General features: G+C 62.5%; 18 protein-coding genes. 5 read left to right on the top strand and 13 right to left on the bottom strand.

What is annotated here, in order from left to right:
• Positions 1 to 15 precede the first annotated feature (15 nt).
• The gene (locus U0004_RS10320; RefSeq protein WP_034788413.1) at positions 16 to 423 is read right to left on the bottom strand and encodes a nuclear transport factor 2 family protein; all 408 of its coding nucleotides are present in this window, start codon (positions 421 to 423) and stop codon (positions 16 to 18) included.
• 296 nt (positions 424 to 719) lie between these two features.
• A complete protein-coding gene (gene xsc / locus U0004_RS10315; protein ID WP_115057610.1) occupies positions 720 to 2528 on the bottom strand; it encodes a sulfoacetaldehyde acetyltransferase in 1809 nt (602 codons plus the stop codon).
• 225 nt (positions 2529 to 2753) lie between these two features.
• Between xsc (U0004_RS10315) and U0004_RS10310 the strand changes: the two genes are divergently transcribed.
• Genes U0004_RS10310 through U0004_RS10300 form a run of 3 tightly spaced genes read left to right on the top strand, consistent with a single transcriptional unit; the run spans position 2754 to position 6335 of the window.
• Complete coding sequence (locus U0004_RS10310; RefSeq protein ID WP_370452797.1) at positions 2754 to 3590, top strand: IclR family transcriptional regulator; 837 nt, start codon at positions 2754 to 2756, stop codon at positions 3588 to 3590.
• Between the two features lie 40 nt (positions 3591 to 3630).
• Positions 3631 to 4605, top strand: a complete 975-nt coding sequence (locus U0004_RS10305) for an AAA family ATPase (RefSeq protein WP_081345426.1) — start codon at positions 3631 to 3633, stop codon at positions 4603 to 4605.
• On the top strand, positions 4602 to 6335 hold the full coding sequence (locus U0004_RS10300) for a cobaltochelatase CobT-related protein (protein WP_070253786.1): 1734 nt from the start codon (positions 4602 to 4604) through the stop codon (positions 6333 to 6335). Before U0004_RS10305 ends, U0004_RS10300 begins: the two co-directional genes overlap by 4 nt.
• Here U0004_RS10300 and U0004_RS10295 read toward each other — a convergent pair whose 3' ends face one another.
• The 3 genes from U0004_RS10295 to U0004_RS10285 all read right to left on the bottom strand — a co-directional run bounded on the left by U0004_RS10295 (position 6336) and on the right by U0004_RS10285 (position 9295).
• A complete protein-coding gene (locus tag U0004_RS10295) occupies positions 6336 to 7028 on the bottom strand; it encodes a choice-of-anchor E domain-containing protein (protein WP_070253787.1) in 693 nt (230 codons plus the stop codon). It lies immediately after the preceding gene.
• Between the two features lie 243 nt (positions 7029 to 7271).
• A complete protein-coding gene (locus U0004_RS10290) occupies positions 7272 to 8411 on the bottom strand; it encodes an AAA family ATPase (RefSeq protein WP_070253788.1) in 1140 nt (379 codons plus the stop codon).
• Complete coding sequence (locus U0004_RS10285) at positions 8408 to 9295, bottom strand: RNA ligase family protein (RefSeq protein WP_070253789.1); 888 nt, start codon at positions 9293 to 9295, stop codon at positions 8408 to 8410. Before U0004_RS10285 ends, U0004_RS10290 begins: the two co-directional genes overlap by 4 nt.
• A 436-nt stretch (positions 9296 to 9731) precedes the next feature.
• Between U0004_RS10285 and U0004_RS10280 the strand changes: the two genes are divergently transcribed.
• Positions 9732 to 11129, top strand: a complete 1398-nt coding sequence (locus U0004_RS10280) for an RtcB family protein (RefSeq protein ID WP_115057445.1) — start codon at positions 9732 to 9734, stop codon at positions 11127 to 11129.
• On the opposite strand, the gene U0004_RS10275 is transcribed toward U0004_RS10280, so the two are convergent.
• The 8 genes from U0004_RS10275 to U0004_RS10240 all read right to left on the bottom strand — a co-directional run bounded on the left by U0004_RS10275 (position 11119) and on the right by U0004_RS10240 (position 20502).
• Positions 11119 to 11883, bottom strand: a complete 765-nt coding sequence (locus tag U0004_RS10275; RefSeq protein WP_254675984.1) for a sulfite exporter TauE/SafE family protein — start codon at positions 11881 to 11883, stop codon at positions 11119 to 11121. The two genes, U0004_RS10280 and U0004_RS10275, sit on opposite strands and share 11 nt — an antisense overlap.
• A 1-nt stretch (position 11884) precedes the next feature.
• On the bottom strand, positions 11885 to 12886 hold the full coding sequence (gene pta / locus U0004_RS10270; protein WP_070253792.1) for a phosphate acetyltransferase: 1002 nt from the start codon (positions 12884 to 12886) through the stop codon (positions 11885 to 11887).
• A gap of 213 nt (positions 12887 to 13099) precedes the next feature.
• On the bottom strand, positions 13100 to 14914 hold the full coding sequence (xsc, locus tag U0004_RS10265; protein WP_115057444.1) for a sulfoacetaldehyde acetyltransferase: 1815 nt from the start codon (positions 14912 to 14914) through the stop codon (positions 13100 to 13102).
• A gap of 226 nt (positions 14915 to 15140) precedes the next feature.
• Complete coding sequence (locus tag U0004_RS10260) at positions 15141 to 16151, bottom strand: porin (RefSeq protein ID WP_070253764.1); 1011 nt, start codon at positions 16149 to 16151, stop codon at positions 15141 to 15143.
• Between the two features lie 70 nt (positions 16152 to 16221).
• Positions 16222 to 17046, bottom strand: coding sequence for a thiazole synthase (locus U0004_RS10255; RefSeq protein ID WP_034786137.1), 825 nt, complete (start codon positions 17044 to 17046; stop codon positions 16222 to 16224).
• On the bottom strand, positions 17043 to 18347 hold the full coding sequence (locus tag U0004_RS10250; RefSeq protein WP_070253765.1) for a D-amino acid dehydrogenase: 1305 nt from the start codon (positions 18345 to 18347) through the stop codon (positions 17043 to 17045). The genes U0004_RS10255 and U0004_RS10250 overlap by 4 nt, the downstream gene beginning before the upstream one ends.
• 16 nt (positions 18348 to 18363) lie before the next feature.
• Positions 18364 to 19428, bottom strand: coding sequence for a YeiH family protein (locus U0004_RS10245; protein WP_080753631.1), 1065 nt, complete (start codon positions 19426 to 19428; stop codon positions 18364 to 18366).
• 204 nt (positions 19429 to 19632) lie between these two features.
• Positions 19633 to 20502 carry an NAD(P)-dependent oxidoreductase gene (locus tag U0004_RS10240; protein WP_070253766.1) on the bottom strand — a complete coding sequence of 290 codons (870 nt, stop codon included), beginning with the start codon at positions 20500 to 20502 and terminating at the stop codon, positions 19633 to 19635.
• 259 nt (positions 20503 to 20761) lie between these two features.
• Between U0004_RS10240 and U0004_RS10235 the strand changes: the two genes are divergently transcribed.
• The gene (locus U0004_RS10235) at positions 20762 to 21415 is read left to right on the top strand and encodes a PEP-CTERM sorting domain-containing protein (protein ID WP_231958580.1); all 654 of its coding nucleotides are present in this window, start codon (positions 20762 to 20764) and stop codon (positions 21413 to 21415) included.
• The last annotated feature ends 2 nt before the right edge of the window (positions 21416 to 21417 follow it).

Raw genomic sequence — 21417 nt, 5'->3', positions numbered from 1 at the left:
GGTGAACGTGCTGGCTCAGACTGTGACGACGGGTGGGCGATCCTTGCGGAAAGCATTCTTGACGGCGATCTTGCCATCGCGGAAGGTGAAGATATCGACCATGCGCGCTTCGATGCGCGTGCCGTCCGCCTTGGTGCCCGCAAAGGTCGACTCCGTCACGCCGCGCTCGCCGCTGACGAAATGCACGGGGTTGAGCCAGGCGGCGTCGGGGAAGGTTTGCCAGGCCAGCTCGAAGCCGGCGCGCACGGCGTCGCGGCCGATGAAGCTCTTGCCCAGAAGCTCAGGACCGGCGACGGCGTGGAATTCGCAGTCGTCGGCCATGGCGGCCATCAGGGCCTCGATATCGTGGCGGTTCCAGGCATCGCCGAATGCTTGCAGGAAGTCCGTGGTGACGGCGTCAGTGTGCGGTACAGGGTGGTTCATGGTTGTCTCCGTAAATCGTTTTTGATACGCTACGTTCCGTTTTTTGTCTTTTATTGAATTTAAGCCTTAAGCATGGCCTTGTCAAATCAAATAATTCAAAAAACGGGACGCCTTGTATTCTTTAATGAAATTATGATGCTTTCGTGACAATCTGTGAGAATTTGGTCACAGCGCTGTGTCGGATTACGCCGGGCTTTCGCCCGGCTAATCCGACCTACGCCAGCACCACGCGTCAATTGCGTAGGTTGCGTAGGTTGGATTAGCCCGCCAGGGCGTAATCCAACAACACCAGCAAATCAGACGTAGTCTTTATATTTATCCAGGTGACGCACAGGTTTGCTCAGCGCATCGCGGCGGAACGGGTCGCCCAGCTCGCGCGTGCACATGATTTCGATGATGGTCGTCTTGCCTTCATTCATCTGCATGTCGATCGCCTTCTTCAAGGCCGGGCCCACGTCTTCCAGCTTGTCGACCGTGATGCCTTCGGCGCCCATGGCGCGCGCGATTTCCGCGAAGTTCTGGTTGTCGAGCTCACCTGCCACGAAGCGGCGGTTGTAGAAATCGACCTGGTTTTTCTTTTCCGCGCCCCACTGGCGGTTGTGGAAGACCACAGCCGTGACGGGAATGTTGTGGCGCACGCAGGTCATCGTTTCCATCAGGCTCATGCCCCAGGCGCCGTCGCCCGCATACGACACGGCTGGACGGTGCGGTGCGGCAACCTTGGCGCCGATGATGGTCGGGAAGGCATAGCCGCAGTTGCCAAAGCTCATCGCCGCAAAGAAGCTGCGCGGCTTTTCAAAGCGCAAGTAACTATTGGCTACCGAGTTGATGTTGCCGATGTCGGTCGACACCATCACGTCTTCCGGCATGGCTTTTTCCAGCTCGCGCAAGACCTGGCGCGGGTGCAGATAGTTGCCCGGCTCTTTCTTCTGCTCTTCGATCATGTCCAGGCTGTACGCATCCTTCTCGTGCGTCCAGTTCGTCAATTCCTCTTCCCACGCGGCCTTCTCGGCTTGCACGGTGGCATAGCGCTCGTCGCGCGTCGCGTCGCAATCGAGCGTCTTGCCGTCCAGGCGGGCAATAATCGCTTTGGCGGCCGCCTTGGCGTCGCCGCAGATGCCCACCGAAATTTTCTTGACCAAACCGAGCATCTTGTTGTCCGCATCGATCTGGATGATCTTGGCATTCTTCGGCCAGTAATCCATGCCGTGCTGCGGCAAGGTGCCGAACGGTCCCAGGCGCGAACCGAGGGCCACGACGACGTCGGCCTTGGCGATCAGTTTCATCGCCGCCTTGGAACCCTGGTAGCCGAGCGGACCGCACCATAGCGGATGGCTGGCGGGAAACGAGTCGTTATGCAGATAGCTGTTGACGACGGGTGCGCCGAGGCGTTCGGCCAGGGCCTTGCACTCTTCGATGGCTTCGCCCATGACGACGCCGCCGCCCGAGATGATCACGGGGAACTTGGCCTTGGCCAGGAGCTCCGCCGCATCGTTCAGGCTTTGTTCGCCGCCGGCGCCACGGTCCAGGCGGTTCGGTTTCGGGATTTCCGCCTTGATTTCACCATAAAAATAGTCGCGCGGGATGTTCAGCTGGGTCGGGCCCATTTCCGACATGGCGCGGTCAAAGCAGCGGCCCGTGAATTCGGCCATGCGGGCCGGATTGGTGACGTGGCCCTGGTATTTGGTGAATTCCTCGAACATCGGCAGCTGGTTCGCTTCCTGGAAGCCGCCTAGGCCCATGCTCATCGTGCCCGTCTCAGGGGTAATGATCACGACCGGCGTGTGCGCCCAGTAGGCGGCGGCAATGGCGGTCACGCAATTGCTGATGCCGGGGCCGTTCTGGCCGATGACCACGCCATGGCGGCCCGAGACGCGGGCATAGCCGTCGGCCATGTGGCCGGCGCCCTGCTCGTGCACGACGGGGATCAGGCGGATGCCGGCCGGGGCAAAGATATCCATCGGGTCCATGAAGGCCGAGCCCATGATGCCGAACATGTCGGTCACGCCATTGGCGGCCAGGGTTTCCACGAACGCTTCGGAAGGCGTCATCTTTTGCGGTCCGGTGGGGATGGCCGCTGCGGCGGCGGCTTTTTGCTCGGTCATGTCATTCATGGGTGTCTCCTGGTCTGTGGTGATTGAAGCTGTTGAAATTATCAACTCATTTATTAAAAATCGGTATATTTTGTTCCGAAATTTGATATACAATTCAATTTAAGCGTTCAGCAATCAAAAGTCAAACAGATTTTCAAGGAAACGGTACAATTTGAGTTCGAAAATGAAATAAGCTGAAGTAACACTCATAGCTACCCAACCGAGGCCACCATGGACATGATTTCATCCCCAAAACTTGAGCCGGAAAAACTGGAAGGCGACACGCCCACGATGCGTTTGTTTGCCTTGCTGGAAGTGATTGCCGAAAAAGACCAGTTGCTGTCGCTGCAAGCGCTGGTGGAAGAAACGGGCTTGCCCAAGCCGACCCTGCACCGCATGCTGCAACAGCTGGAAAGCGTGGGCGTGTTGCAGCGCGAAAGCGATGGCCGCCACTACAGCACGGGCGTGCGCCTGCGCCGCCTCGCATCGAACCTGCTGATTAACAACACTTTCCATGGCGCCCGCCGCATGGTCTTGCGCCAGCTGGTCGAGGAAGTGGGAGAAAGCTGCAACCTGACGGCCTTCAGCGGCAGCGAAGTGGTGTACCTGGACCGCGTGGAAACGGCGGCCCCGCTGCGCTTCTACCTGCATCCCGGTTCGCGCGTGCCGGCCCACTGCTCGTCCAGCGGCAAGCTGTTTCTGGCGCAAATGACGCCCGTGCAGCGGCGCCGCCTGCTGGGCCACATGGAATTGACGCGCTTTACGGACAAGACGGAAACGGACCCCGTCAAGCTGGAGCGCGAACTGGAATTGGTGCGCCGCAACGGCTATGCGCTGGACGACGAAGAATTCCTGCCCGGCCTGCTGTGCGTGGCCGTGCTGGTGCCGAACCCGAACGGCCGCTCGAACCTGGCCGTGGCCATCCAGGCGCCCATCATCCGTTTAACGCACGACAAGGCTTTACATTTCTTGCCAGCATTGCAACGCGCCGCGCAAGCCCTGGCCGCCATCGAATCGGAAACCATGCCGACGACGGGCGGTGACGACGACGCATTGCAAGCCGGTCACTCATAACCGCCGTAGCGCCCATGCTGCGGTTTCACAGGAGAACAAGGTGCCAGATTCACGCCAACATCCCCCCGCCGCAGCGGCGCAAACCTTGCAGTCCGTGCGCAGCCTGTTCAATATCGACAGCGACCTGCGCGTGCCCGTCTTCACGGAACGCGATCCGCACGTGCCCGACATCGACCCCGCCTACCGCTTCAACCAGGACGTGACCCTGGCGATTCTGGCCGGCTTCACCCACAACCGCCGCGTGATGGTGCAGGGCTTGCACGGCACGGGCAAGTCCACGCATATCGAGCAGGTGGCGGCGCGCCTGAACTGGCCTTGCGTGCGCGTCAACCTGGACGGCCACATCAGCCGCCTGGACCTGGTCGGCAAGGACGCCATCGTGCTGCGCGAACAGCAGCAAGTGACCGAATTCCAGGAAGGTATCGTGCCCTGGTCGCTGCAGCGTCCCGTGGCCCTGATCTTCGACGAGTACGACGCGGGCCGCCCAGACGTGATGTTCGTCATCCAGCGCATCCTCGAGCGCGACGGCAAGTTCACCCTGCTCGACCAGAACCGGGTCATCACGCCGCATCCCCACTTCCGCCTGTTCGCCACGTCGAACACGGTAGGACTCGGCAACCTGAACGGCATGTACCACGGCACGCAAGTGCTCAATCATGCGCAGATCGACCGCTGGAACATCGTTGCCACCCTGAACTATCTGCCGCAGGTGGAGGAAACGGAAATCGTACTGGCCCGTGTTCCCGCCATGAACGACGAGGCGGGCCGCCAGCTGGCAGCCGCCATGGTGGCCGTCGCCAGCCTCACGCGCCACGGTTATGCGGCGGGCGACCTGGCCTGCCTGATGTCGCCGCGCACGGTGATCACCTGGGCCGAGAATTGCCAGATCTTCCGCGACCCGGCCCTGGCCTTCCGCCTGTCCTTCCTCAACAAATGCGACGAGGCCGAGCGGCCCATGGTGGCCGAGTATTACCAGCGCTGTTTCAATGAGGAATTGCTGGCGAGCCAGGCATGAGTACGGAAGCGACCGTGCCTGCCGCCTACACGCGCGAACAGCAGGAAACGGACGAGTTGTGCGCGGGCGCAATCCGCGCGCTGAGCGGCGTTGCCTCCATCCGCTACCGTGGCCGGCGCCTGCACGACGGCCACCGCCCCCTGCCCATCCACGCAGCCCATCTGCAGCCCGATGCCGCGCTGCAGGATTTGCCCTCGCTGCGCGGTGCGGCAGACAGCGTGGCCCTGCGCCTGCTGCACACGGGCGCCGCCCTGCACAAGTCCCTCTGCCCTGCCGAGCCCGTGGCGCGCCTCGTGTTCGAATTGCTGGAACAGTTAAGGGTGGAAACGCTTGCGCCCGAGCACCACGCTGGCGTCATCGGCAACCTGCGCCACCGTTTTACTGCATGGTCGCACGCGTTCTACGATTCCGGCCTGGCCGAAGGCGCCTCGGGCTTGCTGTTGTACACGGTATTCCAGATGTGCTGGTCGCGCCTGACGGCGCGGCCCGTGCTGGAAAAGACGGAAGATTTCATCGAAGCGACGCGCTGGTCCATCTCTTCACAATTGAGCGGCGACCTGGCGGGCTTGCGCCGCCACCGCATGGACCAGGCGGCCTTTGCGCGCCACTCTCTGGCCATCGCCCACGCCGTCGATGCCATGCTGCAAGACGCGCAAACGGCGCGCGACGGCAGCCAGGACGAGGCCGGCGACGCCAAGGCGCAGGCGGCCTTCAAGCTGCTGCTCGATTTTGACAGCGAGAATGACAACGTTCCCGATAGCGCACCGCTGGGCGAGAGCCGCGCCTTCAGCGACGGCGATGGCGCCTACCGGATTTACAGCACGGCGTACGACCGCGAAGAAAAAGCGGGCGAGCTGGTGCGCCGCGCCCTGCTGCTCGAATACCGCGAACGCATGGATGCGCGCATCGCCAGCCTGGGCATCAACACGGCCCGCCTGGCGCGGCGTTTCACGCAACTGCTGGCCATACCCGAGCGCGACGGCTGGTCGTTCGGCGAGGAAGAGGGCACTATCGATGGCCGGCGCCTGGCGCAGCTGATCAGCTCGCCGTCCGAACGCAGGCTGTTCCGCAATGAACAGTTCCTGCCCCAGGCCGATTGCCTCGTCACCTTTCTCGTCGACTGTTCCGGCTCCATGAAAACGCATGCGGAATCCGTGGCCGTGCTGCTCGACATTCTGCTGCGCGCGCTGGACCAGACCGGGATCAGCACGGAGTTGCTGGGCTTTACGACGGGCGCGTGGAACGGGGGACGAGTCAGGCGCGACTGGATGCGCGCCCGTTCGCCCGCCAACCCGGGCCGTCTGAATGAACTCGTGCATATGGTCTTCAAGGATGGCGATACGAGCTGGCGCCGCGCGCGCCCCGACATCGCGGCCCTGCTGAAAGCGGACCTGTACCGCGAAGGCGTCGATGGCGAAGCCGTGGACTGGGCGTGCAGCCGCATGCTGGCGCGCCCGGAACGGCGGCGCATCCTGCTCGTCGTGTCCGACGGTTGCCCGATGGATACGGCCACGAATCTGGCCAACGACGAGTTTTACCTGGCGCAACATCTGAAACAGGTGGTGGCGCGCCGCGAAGCGCAGGGCGCCATTGAGATTTGCGGGCTGGGCCTGGGCCTGGACCTGGGCGCCTACTACAGCCGCAGCCTGGCCACCACCCTGCCCGCCTCGCTGAACAATGAACTGTTCAGCGAAATCGCCCAGCTGCTCGCCGGACGCGGGAAACGCTGATCACACCATGGACTTGCGGCGGCGCGTCATCACGCCGGCCAGCGCCAGGCCTGTCAGCAGCATCACATACGTTTCCGGTTCCGGCACGGCGCTGATGTATTCATACGTCACTGCCACGCGGCCGGAAGCGGCCGTCTGGAATTGGGTCAGCAAATTACCGGAACCGCTGCCCGTCGAGGAACCGACGGCGTTCAGTCCCAGCTGGATCAAGCCACCGCCGGCCGAGGAAAACAGGGCGAAGTCGCTGGCACTGCCGCTCGTGTAGGAGTTGGCGCCCGTGCTGGACCGGGGTCCTGTATTGGCACCCGAGGTGCCGGCAAAGTCGATGCTGCCATCGAAGGCGCTCAGGGCGAACGTCTGCGTGAACAGTGGGTTGGCCACCAGCAAGGTGGAATTGTCGGGACGGTACAAGGTCAGCAGCGACGCCAGGCTCAGGGTCACGTCGGAGGCGCTGGCATCGAGACTTTCCGCCTTGCCACTACCCTGTACGGCGCCTTCCAGGTGGAACTTGATCGAGGTCAAGGTACCCAGGTTGCTGTCAAACTTGCCCAATCCCAGGGTGTCGGCCCAGTTGGTGGCGCCCAGCGCGCGGTCGGCGCTGAAGGTGATGGTCTGGGTGGCCGCCTGGGCGGAAGACATGGCGCCAAAGCCAACCATGGCGGCTGCGGCCAGTGCGATGAGAGATTTGTGCATCGATGACTCCTGTTCATTCAATGAGGGGGACGTGGATCATGCAGTGATTCACACGGGAAACGCGAGGGTAGCCCCTCGCGCCGCAGCCCGGCAATGCGGCTATCCAGGCAATTCATTGTAATAAATGAAAAAGTCGCAATATGCTCACTTTGTTGCAATTTTAAAAATAAATGTTGTTATTTTGATTTCCCCGGAAACGATCAAACAGCCGGCCAAATGAAGCGCCGCACCTTTGCTGGCGCCTCAATCGACGCAGTAACGCACAGCATGCGCTTCCATCGGCAAGGGGATTTCCCAGTTCCACAGCATCGACTGCAGCTTCTTGTTACTGAGCGATGTGTCGCGCTGGCCATTGCGCCGCAATAACTCCTTGCGTGGCTGCTCCAGGTACACGAGTTCCACCTGCGCGTGGTATTTATACAGCAGGTTGAGCGTCTTTTCGCGCATCAGTTTTGACAGATGCGTGGCATTCCACACGAACGGTTCGCCCTTGCGCAGCAGTTCGCGCGCCCGCTCTTCCGCATAGTCGCCGACCTGCCCTTCGTTCTTGCCGTGCTTCAAGCCCAAGGCCATCCGCGCATCGTCGAAGGACACGACGGGCAGGCGCGGATGGTGCTTCTCCACCCACGTATTCTTGCCCGAAGCAGGCAAGCCCGACATCACGATCACGTGCGAACCCGGCTCCTGGAACAGGGAATAATCGGGGTGCGCCTCGGCGCCGCGAAAATATTTGACGCGCGTGTGATCATCGACAAAGGCCTTGCGCTGACCGTAGCAGCCCTCCTCGCGCGCCAGTTCGCGGAACAGCTCGATGGCGTCGAGTATGCGCTGCGGATCGGGACAGATCCGTCCACGGATATCGGCTTCGGCCAGCATGGCCAGCAAGCGGATATCGACCTGCCACGACAGTTCGCGCACGGTAAATTCCGGCGTGACGCCGCGCCGCGACGTTTCCAGTGCAAAGAAGGGCACTTGATGGACGTTAATCAGGCGGCAGATTTCCTCGCGCGCGGCAAACGGCACGTCGCAATCCCACAAGGCGATGCGCGCATCGAGGGCGCCTTTGCGCGAGTGGCCGGGCTGGCCGATGGCGCCCGTCACCGGGTCGATCACCGTGGTGCTGCACTTGGCCACGTCGTGCAGCAAGGCGGCGAGGAACACGATTTCCTGTTCCGCCCGCGTCGCTTGCTGGTAATCGGGCATGGCCAGCAGGGATTCCACCACCATCATCGTATGCGTCCACACATCGCCTTCCGCGTGATACACGGGGTTTTGCGGCGTCGTTTTCGCCAGTTCCAGCTGCGGGAAGGCGGCCAGGCAGGCATTGAAATCGGGCGACTGGCCCGCTTGCGGCACCAGTTGTTGTAACTGCTTCCAGTTCATCTTGTACTCCTTGAGAAGGTTGCCAGTTCATCCAGCGAATGGCAGGTGTGCAAGCCCAGGCTTTCCCACGTCACCAACGGCTGCGGCGCGTACAGGTCCACGCCTTCGGCCAGCTGGTTCGGGATCAAGGGCCGCGTGCTGTGGTGCGAACCGCTGTCGAGGATGGTTTGCGTAAAGTCATGGCGTACCAGCTTGTAGCGGGCCAGCACTTGCTCGTCGTCTTCCACTTTCAGGTACAGGCCTTCCGCGTGGTCAGACTTGTCCGTCTGCTTCCAGCACAGGTCCAGCGGCAGGCGTTCGCGCGCCACCGCGGTTTCAAAAGCGTCGCGCCACAGCTGGGACTTGGCCAGCGAATGGCGCAGCAACTGCCACAACTGTTTGGGCGACGAGGGCATCTTGCCCGCATACAGCACGGGGACGGAGAGCACGGGCGAGCCGGCCAGCATGGCGTGGCGGCGCGCCGTCGACAAAAACATCTGGCTGCGGCGGCAATACACGTCGAACTCGTTGAAGTAATGGGGCAAGCGGTCGTAAAACACGGAATGCTTGCTGTACGACCATTCGCCAAACAGCACAAATTGGTCTTCCAGCAGATGCAGCAAGGCGTGTTCATGCGCGTGCGCCCACGGTTTCAACAGGTTGAACTGGCGTTCGCTGCCGCCGCCCGCCAGGTAATGGCCGCGCGACTGCAGCAGCACCTCGCCCGCATCGCTGAACGACACGGCAGAGTTGGCGCCATCGATTTTTTCCTCGATGACGACGTACTGGCCGGCCAGCTTTTTCAAGGGCATCTGGTCGGAACCGTCGTCGCCGTCCTGCAGGCGCGAGCCTTCCAGGTGCGGCGTGCGCGGGTATTTGAATAAGGGTAAAGATTGTAAAAACATAGCGTCCCACGCCGCGTTCACCGGGGCGTGTCCATACAGGGTCAGGGGTGCTGACGACGTGTTCGGGCGTGGACGATCGAGACCAGCGTCTCGGATACGTGTGCGGAGGGAGCAAAAACAGTGCCGCAGCAATCGGGGGCGTCAACGCGCCGAACGATGCTGCAGAGAGCATTTCGTCAGCGTTAGCAGGTGATGGCGAAGAAGCGAGGCACTTTTGGCTCCAATAAGGAAGAGGTTCGAGAAAGAACCGCGAATATAAAGGCTGTTTGATTATTTTGCAAGTGGCTCCGCGTATCGTGCGCACGCTTGTGCCCACCCTCGCTTTGCAAGCGGCACAAAGTTTGCTAAGCTGGCGGCACTTCCTGTCGCTGCTGCGTGGAAAACAAACATGGCCCTTGCAAAAGGGCCGTGCATTCGTTATTTCCGGAGCAGAATCGTGTTTCCCCCATCCAGATTACAAAAAGCCCTGCGCCGCCAGGGCATCGCTGTCGCCTATGCCGACGGCATTTATATACTCAGCAATCCGCACGCGCAGGCGTCCGTGCTGCTGCCCCACAACTTTCCGCTCGAGGAAAAAGCCGTGCGCCAGCTGATGGAGTTTGCCGCCGTCAGCGTGCCAGGCCAGGATGGCCATGTGTGCAAGGCATGCGCCACGCCCGACTTCCACCCGGGCAGCATCGCCCCCGTGGGCAGCATCGTTGCCACCAGCCCCGACATGGTGATCCCCGCCATTCCCGGCACGGACATCGCCTGCGGCATGCGCCTGATCACGACGGGCCTGAGCCTGGCGCAGTTCGAGGCGCGCAAGCCGCAGCTGCTCGGCAAGCTCAAGCATGTGCTGCTGGAAGACGGCCGCAACGTGCCGCTGCGCTCGAAAGCGTTTGCCGCCCTGTTCGACGTGGGGCCGGAAGCGTTCATCGACAGCCTGCACAATGAGGGCTTGTGGCCCCGCGTCGACAAGCAACGCCTGCTGCGCGAGCTCGACGATTGCATCGCCCTGCGCGAACTGGGCGGCGGCTTGCGCCATGCGCCCGAAGCGCTGGTCGGCACGCGCGAAGTGATACGCGACCCCAGCCTGGGCACCACGGGATCGGGCAACCATTTCGTGGAAATCCAGCTGGTCGATGCCGTCATGGACCGCCATGCCGCGTACCGGCACGGGCTGGTGCCGGGCGAAGTGGTCGTCATGATCCACAGCGGCAGCCGCGACGTGGGCTTTTTCGTCGGCAGCCGCTGGATGGACCGCGCCAAAGAGGCCTGGCCGAAAGGCGTGCGCCACCCGCAGTCCGGCCTGTACGGCTTGACGGGCGAACTGGCCGGCGACTACATGGACGCCATGGGCGTGGCATCGCGCTATGCCTGGGTCAATCGCATGGTCCTGGCCGAGCTGGTGCGGGACAGCCTGTCGCAGGTGTATGCGCACGATACCTCTCGCCTGGTGGTGGACGTGCCCCACAACGTCATCCTGCGCGAGCACGGCATGAACATCCACCGCAAGGGTGCCACGCCGGCGCGCGAGGGCGACCTGGCGCTGATCCCCGGCTCCATGGGCGATTACTCCTATGTGGCAACGGGCATGGGCAATCCGGACTGGCTGTGGTCGTGCTCGCACGGCGCGGGGCGCAGCATCCGCAGGCAAGCCATGCGCGCCATCCGACCCACGGTGGGCGGCGACGAGATGGCGTTCCAGTGCGTGACCCTGCGCGAGGAACGCCGCGTCGAGGAAGCGCCGATGGCGTACAAGAAGATCGGTCCCGTCATCGCCGCGCAGGAGGAAGCGGGCTTGCTGCAATCGGTGGCGCGCTTGAAGCCCCTGCTGACGTTCAAGGCCTGAGCAATTGCGGCACGGCAGCCGCCATCAATGAGATACCGATGGCGGTCAGCACGGCAAACGCGATGCGGCGCATGCCGCGCTGGGCGATCGGTGGCGGATAGCGCTTGCCGGCCATCGTGGCCAGCACGCCCACGGGCAAGGCCAGCGCGCACAGCAGCAAGACTTTCGCGTCGAGCTGGCCCTGGCTGCCCGCCATCAGCGAGCGTCCGCCCGCGCTGATGGCGAACAAAAAGATCAGGCTGTAGCGGATGGTTTTCAGGCTCATTTCCTGGCGATAAAACTGGTACACGAGCGGCGGTCCCGCCAGCGAAAACAGGCCCGAGAACAGGCCGCCGCACACGCCGCTAATAAAAAAGCTGCGCTTGTCCGCCGCGCCCGGTCCCGGCGGCGCCTGCAGCAGGATGCTGACGCCGCCATACACGATGGCCGCGCCCAGCAACAGTTTCAGCAGGGGCGCATACGCCTGGTCCAGGTATCCCAACAACAAGACGCCGGCCGCCATGGCCGGCAGCAAGCCGATGCCGGCCGCGCGGATGGCGCGCCAGTCCAGGTGGTGCAAGGCGCCCGGCAAGGCCACCAGGCAATTCGCCAAAGACAACAAACTGACGAGGGCCGCCAGCGCGGGCACGGGCGCCAGGCCCAGCCCGCTGGCCACGCCCATGACGATCATGCCCAGGCCAAAACCCGTGACGGTCTGGAAATACGTGCCTGCCGCCACCACGCCCAGCAGCGCCAGCACCGGCAGGCTGAACAACTCAGCGCCCACCCTGGGCCTGCACGGACGTGACGGCAATCACGTTATACACGTCGTCGGCGCTGCAACCGCGCGACAGGTCGTTGGCGGGCTTCTTCAAACCTTGCAGCAGAGGGCCGATGGCGACGGCGCCGCCCATGCGCTCGGCCAGCTTGTAGCCGATATTGCCCGCGTCGAGGTTCGGGAACACCAGCACGTTCGCGCGGCCATTCACGACGGAATCCTTGACTTTTCTCTGCGAAATCTCGGCCACGATGGCCGCGTCGAGCTGCACGTCGCCATCGATGGCCAGCAGCGGACGCTGGGCCTTGACCCGGTCTGTTGCCGCATGCACCTTGTCGACGGCCGCGTGGTGGGCGCTGCCGCTGGTGGAAAACGACAGCATGGCCACGCGCGGTTCTTCCATCAACAAGGCTTGCGCGCTGTCGGCGGCGGCCATGGCGATGTCGGCCAGTTCCTCGGCTTTCGGGTCGACAACGAGGGCGCAATCGGAAAAGATGAAACCACCCTTGAGGCTATGGAAAGGTTCGCACAGCATCATCAGGAAAAAGCTCGACACCAGCTTGAAGGCCGGATCGACGCCGATGATCTGGATCGCGCTGCGCACTACGTCGGCCGTCGTGTGCACGGCTCCCGCCACGCAGCCGTCCGCGTCGCCCAGGCGCACCATCAGGTTGGCGTAACACAGGGGATCCTGCACGGCGATCCTCGCCTGCTCCACCGTCATGCCCTTGGCCTGGCGCAGCACAAACAATTGCTGGGCATAGTGTTCCGACTCGCTGGACTCGGCCGGGTCGACCAGGCGCACGCTATCCAGGTCCAGCGCATGTTCGCGCGCCAGGGCCAGGATGGCGGCCGGCTTGCCGACGATGGTGATGTGCGCCAGGCCTTCGCTTGCCGCCCGCGCGGCCGCCTGCAGCACGCGCGCGTCGCCGCCCTCGCACAAGACGATGTTCTTCGGCACGGTGCGGGCTTGCTCGATGATGCGGTGCAGGGCTTTCATGGCGACTCCAATTCGGTAAAAAAAAGTGCCGGAACCACGCAAGCATGAAGATGGTTCCGGCACATAAAACCCGGCGAGCCGGGGTCATACAAGGATCGGTCAGGGTGGTGTCGGATTACGCCGGGCCGAGGCCCGGCTAATCCGACCTACACAGTCGCGTAGGTTGGGTAGGTTGGATTAGCCCAGAGGGCGTAATCCAACAACACCAGCAAATCAGACGTAGTCTTTATATTTGTCCAGGTGACGAATTGGTTTGCTCAGCGCATCGCGGCGGAACGGGTCGCCCAACTCGCGCGTGCACATGATTTCGATGATGGTCGTCTTGCCTTCATTCATCTGCATGTCGATCGCCTTCTTCAAGGCCGGGCCCACGTCTTCCAGCTTGTCGACCGTGATGCCTTCGGCGCCCATGGCGCGCGCAATCTCGGCAAAGCTCTGGTTGTCGAGCTCACCGGCGACGAAGCGGCGGTTGTAGAAATCGACCTGGTTTTTCTTTTCCGCGCCCCACTGGCGGTTGTGGAACACCACGGCGGTCACGGGAATGTTGTGGCGCACGCAGGTCATCGTTTCCATCAGGCTCATGCCCCAGGCGCCGTCGCCTGCATACGACACGGCCGGACGGTGCGGTGCGGCCACTTTCGCGCCGATGATGGTCGGGAAGGCATAGCCGCAGTTGCCAAAGCTCATCGCCGCAAAGAAGCTGCGCGGCTTTTCAAAGCGCAAGTAACTATTGGCTACCGAGTTGATGTTGCCGATGTCGGTCGACACCATCACGTCTTCCGGCATGGCTTTTTCCAGCTCGCGCAAGACCTGGCGCGGGTGCAGATAGTTGCCCGGCTCTTTCTTCTGCTCTTCGATCATATCCAGGCTGTACGCATCCTTCTCGTGCGTCCAGTTCGTCAGCTCCTCTTCCCACGCGGCCTTCTCGGCTTGCACGGTGGCGTAGCGCTCGTCGCGCGTCGCATCGCAATCGAGCGTCTTGCCATCCAGGCGGGACAGGATGGCTTTGGCGGCCGCCTTGGCGTCGCCGCAGATGCCGACCGAAATCTTTTTCACCAAACCGAGCATCTTGTTGTCCGCGTCGATCTGGATGATCTTGGCGTTCTTCGGCCAGTAATCCATGCCGTGCTGCGGCAGGGTGCCGAACGGGCCCAGGCGCGAGCCGAGGGCCACGACGACGTCAGCCTGGGCGATCAGTTTCATGGCCGCCTTGGAACCTTGATAGCCGAGCGGACCGCACCACAGCGGGTGGCTGGCGGGGAACGAGTCGTTATGCAGGTAGCTATTCACGACCGGCGCGCCCAGGCGCTCGGCCAGGGCCTTGCATTCTTCGATCGCTTCGCCCATGACGACGCCGCCGCCCGAGATGATCACGGGGAACTTGGCCTTGGCCAGGAGCTCCGCCGCATCGTTGAGGCTTTGTTCGCCGCCGGCGCCGCGATCCAGGCGGTTCGGTTTCGGGATTTCCGCCTTGATTTCGCCATAAAAATAGTCGCGCGGGATGTTCAATTGCGTCGGGCCCATTTCCGACATGGCGCGGTCAAAGCAGCGGCCCGTGAATTCGGCCATGCGGGCCGGATTGGTGACGTGGCCCTGGTATTTGGTGAATTCCTCGAACATCGGCAACTGGTTCGCTTCCTGGAAACCGCCCAGGCCCATGCTCATCGTGCCCGTCTCAGGGGTAATGATCACGACCGGGGTATGCGCCCAGTAGGCGGCGGCGATGGCGGTCACGCAATTACTGATGCCGGGGCCGTTCTGGCCGATGACCACGCCATGGCGGCCCGAGACGCGGGCATAGCCGTCGGCCATGTGGCCGGCGCCCTGCTCGTGCACGACGGGAATCAAACGGATGCCGGCCGGGGCAAAGATATCCATCGGGTCCATGAAGGCCGAGCCCATGATACCGAACATGTCGGTTACGCCATTGGCGGCCAGGGTTTCCACGAACGCTTCGGAAGGCGTCATCTTTTGCGGGCCCACAGGTATCGCTGCGGCGGCGGCTTTTTGGTCGGACAAATCGGTCATGGCTCAGTCTCCTTACGGTTTTATGAAAAATCGGTATATTTTGTTCCGATATTTGAAATACGTGTTCAATTTAACGGTTGCGAAATGCGCTGTCAATGAAAATTCATGAAAAATCGGACTGTTTCATTCCTGAATCCGGAATCCGTGACTTAGGTCCACTCCTGAAACAACAATGGCGGCTTATCCGCAACAGACAAGCCGCCATCGTTCTCCTTCTGCGCCGCGCTTAGAACTTCAGGCGCATGCCGACCGTGAAGGCGCTCGAGTTATGCCCAGGCAAGGGCACGCTGCCGCCACTGGAGGCATCGCCAACGAAATTGGTGCCCGCGCCATCGTTGTTGATGCGGCCGTACGAGGTGTACAGATTCGTGCGTTTGGACAAGGCATAGGTATAGCCGATGGCCAGCTGGCGCCCGCCGCGGCGCGCATTCGTGCGGTCATCCTTCTTGATGTAGGACGCCATCACGCTGCCCGCCGCGCCCACGGGGGCCGACGCACCCAGCATGACGTTGCGGAAATCCGTGCCCGCATCATCCTTGTCCGTCTCATACGCGGCGTGCAGCTTGGCGGGACCGAAGTCATAGGTGCCGCCCAGCAAGGTCACTTTCGCCGTGTTCAGCGGCGTATCCTTGCGGTTGTCATGCGCCAGCGTCAGCACCAGCGGGCCATTGGCGTAGTCGATGGAAAAGTCGATGGTGCGGCCCAGGGTGTTGCTGTCCGGCTTTTCGCCCAAGCCATACATGATGGCAGCCGACAAGCCGTTCACTTTCGGCGTTTCATACATGATGGAATTCTTCGTGCGCAGGCTGGCCACGCTCATCAGGTTGATCGAGGCGCCCGTCATGCCCGTCTCGAAGGGGTCGATATTGTCCAGCGCGGTAAACAGCGGGTTGTGCTGCAAGCCCAGGTTTACGGCACCAAAGCCACCCGACAGGCCCACGTAAGCCTTGCGGCCGAACAAGGCGCCCTGGCGGTTGGCGCCCGTATCCACGTCGAGGCCGTTTTCCAGCAAGAAATTGGCTTTCAGATTGTTGCCCAGGTCTTCCGTGCCCTTGAAGCCGATGCGGCTGCCCGACTGCACGCCGGTGGCCAGCTTGGTGACGGAACCGTCCGCGCCGCCATGTTCGGATGTCAGGCCCGCGTCGAGCAAGCCGTACACGGTGACGGACGATTGGGCGCTGGCGCTGCCAGCGAAGAAGGAGGCCAGGATGGCTGCCGCTACGAGTGTGTGTTTCATGTCATCTCCAGGTATTGTGGTTTTTATAAACGCTTGAAACGATAATCAACTACGGTGCTGCAAACTTGGCTCAGGCGATCAGCCCGGCCATTGGCGACGACGGCGAGGCGCGCATGGCGCCAGGCTGCGTCATACTTTTCGGCATGCGTCCGGCCAGGTAAGCCTCGCGTCCGCCCTGCACTGCCAGTTTCATGGCGCGCGCCATGCGTATCGGTTCGCGCGCCGCCGCGATGGCGGTATTCATCAAAATGCCGTCGCAGCCGAGTTCCATGGCGATGGCCGCGTCCGACGCCGTGCCCACGCCTGCATCGACCAGCACGGGTACGCGGGCTTGCTCGATGATCAGCGACAGATTCCACGGATTCAGAATGCCCATGCCCGAGCCGATCAGGGACGCCAGCGGCATGACGGCGATGCAGCCGAGGTCTTCCAGCATGCGCGCCTGGATCGGGTCGTCGCTGCAGTACACCATCACCTGGAAGCCGTCGCGCACCAGCTCCCCGGCCGCCTTCAAGGTTTCCGGCATGTTCGGGAACAAGGTCTTTTCATCACCGAGCACTTCCAGCTTGCACAGCGGGTGGCCGCCCAGCAGCTCGCGCGCCAGCTGCAAGGTATAGACGGCGTCGCGCGCGTTGTAGCAGCCGCCCGTGTTGGGCAGGATCGTGTATTTCGATGGCGGGATGAAGTCGAGCAGGTTCGGCTCGCCCTTTTCCTGGCCGATGTTCACGCGGCGTATCGTCACCGTGACGATCTCGGCGCCGCTCTCTTCGATGGCCAGACGCGTTTCCTCGAAATCCTTGTATTTGCCCGTGCCCACCAGCAGGCGCGACTGGTAGGTGGTGCCGGCCAGGGTCAGGCCGCCCGGTGCTTGGCTGGGGGTGGCGTCGTCTCTCATCGTGGTGCTCTCCTAAGTTGAACCAAAGCGGTCTCTGGCCGGGGTGGCTCCCCGCAAAACGCAAAATCGACTTCCGGCCGGCGTCCCGACACAAGTTCCGCGATCGCCCTGCCCGCGCCGCAGCCCATGGTCCAGCCCAGGGTGCCGTGGCCCGTGTTGAGGAACAGCTGGCGGTAGCGCGTGGCGCCGATATACGGCACGTTCGAGGGTGTCAGGGGGCGCAGGCCGGCCCAGTAGACGGGGTCGCCGTAATCGCAGGCGTGCGGGAACAGCGCCTGCACGCGGCGCGTGATGGCGGCGCAGCGCACGGGGTTGAGTTCGCGCGTATAGCCGTTCAGCTCGCACGTGCCCGCCACGCGCAGGCGTTCGCCCAGGCGCGAAAACACGAGCTTGTGGCCATCGTCCGTCAGCGAGACGGTCGGTGCGGCGGATGGCTCAAGAATCGGATAGGTGGCGGAATAACCTTTGCCCGGATACAGCATCAAGCGCATGCCCAGCGGCTGCAGCAAGGGCGCGGAAAAACTGCCCATGGCCACCACCACGGCGTCCGCATGCTCGATGCGGTGGCGCCCTTGCGCATCGATGCATTCCACACCTGTGATGCGTTCGCCATCGGCCAGCAAACGCGTCACGGTGCTGCCGTACTGAAAATCCACGCCGGCAGCGGCGGCGCGGGCCGCCAAGGCCGTGGTAAACAGATGCACGTCGCCCGACTCGTCGCTGGCCGTAAAGTCGCCGCCGACGATGTGCGGGCGCGCATGGGCCAGGGCCGGTTCCAGCCGTATCACTTCATCGGCGCTGACGGTATTGCGCGGGCAGCCCAGCTCGCGCAAGAGGGCGGCGCCCGACTGCGATTTATCGAACTCCTGCTGGTCCGTATAGAAATGCAGAATGCCGCGCTCCAGGTGGTCATATTCGATACCCGTTTCGCGGCGCAGGGCTTGCAAGCTCTGCCGGCTGTACTCGGCCAGGGCGACGATCTGGCGCATATTGCGCGACACGCGCGACGGCAGGCATTCGCGCAGATAGTGCAAGGCCCACTGCCATTGCAGCGCATCGAGGCGGGGACGGAACAGCAGCGGCGCATCGTCCTTGCCCAGCCATCGCACGACCTTGCGCAGGGTGGCAGGGTTGGCCCACGGTTCCGCATGCGAGACGGATATCTGCCCGCCATTGCCGAAGCTGGTTTCCTGCGCGGCGCCCGGCTGGCGCTCGAACACGCGCACATCGTGGCCAGCCTGGCGCAAGTACCAGGCCGATGCCGTGCCGACCACGCCGGCGCCCAGGACTAGGATCTTCATGGCAGGCCCGGTTCGCTTAGCGCGTCAGCAGCACGGCGATGGCGACAAAGGCGGCGATCCACACGGTTTCCATCACCAGCATGATCACGGGACGCCAGCCCAGCGAGGCCAGCGACTGGAACGACGTTTTCACGCCCAGCGCGGCAATGGCGATGACGAGGCAGGCGCGCGAAGCATTGTTGATCCAGCCATTCACTTCCTGCGGAATCAGGCCCAGGCTATTCGTGATGACGAGCCACACAAAGCCGATCAGGAAGAATGGCACGAGCGGCGGCGCATCGACTTCGCTCTTGCCGTCCTTGCGCTTGAACATGATCGACAGGCCCAGCACGACAGGCACGAGGCAAGCGACGCGCGTCAGCTTGACGAAGGTGGCCACGTCGCCCGTGTGATTACTGACCAGGTAGCCGGCGCCCACCACTTGCGCCACGTCATGAATCGTGCCGCCGATGAACACGCCCGCTTCCGTCGGGTCAAAGCCCAGCAGCTTGACCAGCAGCGGGTAGACGATCATAGCCAGGGTCGACAGGGTCGTCACGCCCACCACCGTCAGCAGCGTGAATTTTTCGTTTTCCTTGGTTTGCGGCAGCACGGCCGAGATGGCCAGCGCGGCCGAGGCGCCACAGATGGCCACGGAACCACCCGACAGGATGCCTTCCGTGATGGGGCGTTTCAGCCACCTGGCCAGCAGGTAGCCGAAGCCCAAAGTTGCCACCAGGCCGCCGACGACGATCAATAACGGCGTCACGCCCACGGAAGCGATCTGGTTGAAGGTGATGCGCGCGCCCAGCAGGGCCACGCCCGTGCGCAGCAGCACCTTGCTGCAAAACTCGATGCCGGGCTTGCAGGTGGGGTCGGAGGCGAGGAAGTGGAAAGCCAGGCCGAAGAACAGCGCATACAGCAGCTGAGGACCGCCGTAATTGCTGGAAATAAAGGTGGCCGACAGGGCGATCACCAGTGCGATGGCCACGCCGGGCCAGCTGCGCAGCACGGCGCGGGGACGCCAGATGGCAACGGCGGAAGACAGATAGGGAATGTTCTTGTCGACAACGCGTGTTATCGCTGAGGAGTTGGTTTTCATGCGGGTCCACTCATAATGTTTTAAAAATTGGGACATTTCATCTCGTTTTTTAATAATACACGATGAGCTAGCGAAGTCCATGCTTTTCCACGAAAATCGAAACCGGATGTTCCGGAAACTGACGTTTTAAGGTTAATGCTGGCGTAAACGACAAGCGGCGCGGCCCTGTGCAGGGACGCGCCGCCGTGGCTGGCCGTTGAACGATTACTTTTTGTTCAGGCGGGTAATCAGACTGGATGTATCAAAGCGGTTGCCGCCCGCCTGTTGCACTTCGCCATAGAACTGGTCCGTCAAGGTCGTCACGGGCAAGTCGCTGCCGTTGCGCTTGGCTTCGGCGAGGCAGATGCCGAGGTCCTTGCGCATCAGGTCGACGGCGAAACCGAAATCGAACTTGCGCTCTATCATGGTCTTGCCCCGGTTTTCCAGCTGCCACGACTGCGCCGCGCCCTTGGAAATCACGTCGACGACCAGGGCCGCGTCGAGGCCCGCGTTTTCCGCAAAGGCGATGCCTTCGCTCAAGGCTTGCACCAGGCCCGCGATGCAGATCTGGTTGACCATCTTCGTCAGCTGGCCGGAACCGGAAGCGCCCATGTAGGTGACGGCGCGCGAGAACAGGGCGATGACAGGCTCGGCCCGTGCATACGCCTCGGCGTCGCCGCCCGCCATCACCGTCAGCTTGCCGTTTTCCGCGCCCGCCTGGCCGCCTGACACAGGCGCGTCGAGGAAGAACACGCCCTGCTCTTTCGCCGCCGCGTGGATGGTGCGCGCCGCTTCGGCCGAGGCCGTCGTGTGGTCGATCAGGATGCTGCCCGGCACCATGGCGGACAACAAGCCGCCCTCTTCCAGGATGACCTGGTACAGGTCGTTATCGTTGCCGATGCAGGTGAAGACGAACTCGGCGCCCGCCGCCGCGGCAGCCGGCGTGGCGGCGCTGCTGCCCTTGTGCTGTTCCAGCCAGGCGGCCGCGCGGGCCGGGTTGCGGTTGTACACGGTGACGTCGTGCCCGCCCGCCGCCAGGTGACCTGCCATGGGGAAACCCATGACGCCCAAACCGATGAATGCCACTTTTGCCATATTGTCCGTCCTGTCGATGAATGAATCCGATTATTGTTGCACAAATGGCCCGTGGCGGCAGCATGGCGCGGCCCTACGCGACGTTTGGCGTACACGGAGTGGTGATTGGGAAACATCCGCTTTTCAGCTATACAAGACGAAAATTATCATAAAGAACTTTATATTGCATTTTTTTCTAGTTAATATTATATTGAATTGGCATTATAAATAAGTAAACTTTTGCCGCATCCTTTTCCCAACCCTTGTGAAGGAGTCGATCTTGCAAACTGCATTCTCCCGCCTGAAAATCATGAGCGCCGCCGCCCTGCTGCTCGCCGCCAGCGCCGCACACGCAGACATCACGGTGTTTACCAGCCAGTCCGCCTATCTGGCAGCGGTCGGCAATACCGGCGTCGACACCTTTGATGATTTGCCCATCGATGCGCTCGACGGCCCGCTGAACCGCAACGCGGGCAGCTATGCCTACACGGTCAGCAGCGTTGGCGCCTCGCCCATCCTGTATGGCGCAGGCACGGGCAGCGACAACTGGCTGAGTACGAACGACCGCAACGACAGCGTGGTGTTCTCCAACTTTTCCAGTGCCGTACGCGGTGTGGGGGGATTCTTCTTCGGATCGAACTTTGCCGGCGAATATGCCAATGGCCAGAGCATCACGCTGACAGCGCGCAATGCGCTGGGCGAGCTGCTCAGCTATGATCTGGCCCTGCCGACGCAAGCTTCGTTTATCGGCTTCGTGTCGTCGGACGCGTTCTCCGACCTGTCCGTCAGCACAGCCGGACAGATCGGTATCTGGCCAACCATCAACAACCTGTCCGTGTCGGCCGTACCGGAGCCAGCCACTTACGGCATGCTGCTGGGCGGCCTGGGCTTGCTCGGCTTCATGGCGCGCCGCCGCCGGGCCAGCCAGCAGTAAGC

Origin of the sequence: Janthinobacterium lividum, assembly GCF_034424625.1 — a bacterium.
Classification (GTDB): Bacteria; Pseudomonadota; Gammaproteobacteria; order Burkholderiales; family Burkholderiaceae_D; genus Janthinobacterium; species Janthinobacterium lividum.
This window is presented reverse-complemented; position numbering and strand designations above follow the sequence as displayed.

Bases quoted from the DNA above. Each gene is read 5' to 3' on its own strand.
- U0004_RS10320 (WP_034788413.1), bottom strand. From the start codon at position 423: ATGAACCACCCTGTACCGCACACTGACGCCGTCACCACGGACTTCCTG.
- xsc (WP_115057610.1), bottom strand. From the start codon at position 2,528: ATGACCGAGCAAAAAGCCGCCGCCGCAGCGGCCATCCCCACCGGACCG.
- U0004_RS10310 (WP_370452797.1), top strand. From the start codon at position 2,754: ATGATTTCATCCCCAAAACTTGAGCCGGAAAAACTGGAAGGCGACACG.
- U0004_RS10300 (WP_070253786.1), top strand. From the start codon at position 4,602: ATGAGTACGGAAGCGACCGTGCCTGCCGCCTACACGCGCGAACAGCAG.
- U0004_RS10295 (WP_070253787.1), bottom strand. From the start codon at position 7,028: ATGCACAAATCTCTCATCGCACTGGCCGCAGCCGCCATGGTTGGCTTT.
- U0004_RS10290 (WP_070253788.1), bottom strand. From the start codon at position 8,411: ATGAACTGGAAGCAGTTACAACAACTGGTGCCGCAAGCGGGCCAGTCG.
- U0004_RS10285 (WP_070253789.1), bottom strand. From the start codon at position 9,295: ATGTTTTTACAATCTTTACCCTTATTCAAATACCCGCGCACGCCGCAC.
- pta (WP_070253792.1), bottom strand. From the start codon at position 12,886: ATGAAAGCCCTGCACCGCATCATCGAGCAAGCCCGCACCGTGCCGAAG.
- xsc (WP_115057444.1), bottom strand. From the start codon at position 14,914: ATGACCGATTTGTCCGACCAAAAAGCCGCCGCCGCAGCGATACCTGTG.
- U0004_RS10260 (WP_070253764.1), bottom strand. From the start codon at position 16,151: ATGAAACACACACTCGTAGCGGCAGCCATCCTGGCCTCCTTCTTCGCT.
- U0004_RS10255 (WP_034786137.1), bottom strand. From the start codon at position 17,046: ATGAGAGACGACGCCACCCCCAGCCAAGCACCGGGCGGCCTGACCCTG.
- U0004_RS10250 (WP_070253765.1), bottom strand. From the start codon at position 18,347: ATGAAGATCCTAGTCCTGGGCGCCGGCGTGGTCGGCACGGCATCGGCC.
- U0004_RS10245 (WP_080753631.1), bottom strand. From the start codon at position 19,428: ATGAAAACCAACTCCTCAGCGATAACACGCGTTGTCGACAAGAACATT.
- U0004_RS10240 (WP_070253766.1), bottom strand. From the start codon at position 20,502: ATGGCAAAAGTGGCATTCATCGGTTTGGGCGTCATGGGTTTCCCCATG.